1 protein-coding gene is annotated in these 791 nt (G+C 68.4%); it reads right to left on the reverse strand.

Annotated features, from left to right (window positions below; translation table 11 throughout):
- On the reverse strand, nt 1-791 hold a 791-nt coding region (locus KVS67_RS11520), incomplete at both ends, for an IS481 family transposase (protein ID WP_217565395.1).

Genomic DNA, 791 nt, shown 5'->3' on the forward strand with positions numbered 1-791 from the left:
TGTAGGAGGGCATGACGTTGTTGACTCGCGCTGGGGCCAACGAGGCCGGTGGAGCATCTCCGCAGGAGGTATGCGGCCGATGGTAGTTGTAGTGATTCACCCACACCTGAAGGGCCTCACGCCGAGCCCGCTCTGAGGAGTACGGGCGGGCGTAGAGGACCTCGTCCACCATCAGCCGGTTGTACCGCTCGACCTTCCCGTTGTGACGCGGGGTGTAGGGGCGGATCCGGTGGTGCCGGCCCCCGAGCGAGACCACCTTGGCGGTGAAGTCCACGGCCCGGTAGTTGTTGCCGTTGTCCGTGATCACCCTGTCGATCCGGATCCCGTGGGCGGCGAAGAACGCCCTCGCCCGGCAGAAGAACCCGATCGTGGTCACCGCCTTCTCGTCCTCCAACGCCTCGGTGTACGCCAGGCGGGTGTACCCGTCGATCGCCGAGTGCAGGTACGTGTACCCGACCCGTCGGCCAGGCCCGCGTTTGGCCGCTCGCGCGTTCTCGGAGTCCCGGCCGTGAGCACGCCAGCCGCCCCCCTCGGGGATGCGCCCGATCTTCTTCACGTCCAGGTGCACCATGTGCCCCGGCCCTCTCGCGGTGATCTTCTGGGGTCGTTGGCGCAGGTCTTCCCCGGCCGGGGTCAGGTCCCGTAACCGGGAGATCCCGAGTCGGTGCAGCCACCTCCCCACGGTGCGCAGGCACAGCTGGTGGCCTTCGGAGGCGAGGTGGTGATGGATGCGCCGTGCGGACCACTTGCGCTCCCGCCGCAGGGCGTGGATCTGGGCGACCAGGACCGGA

It is taken from the genome of Micrococcus sp. GbtcB5 (genome assembly GCF_019091605.1).
Lineage (GTDB): Bacteria > Actinomycetota > Actinomycetes > Actinomycetales > Micrococcaceae > Micrococcus > Micrococcus luteus.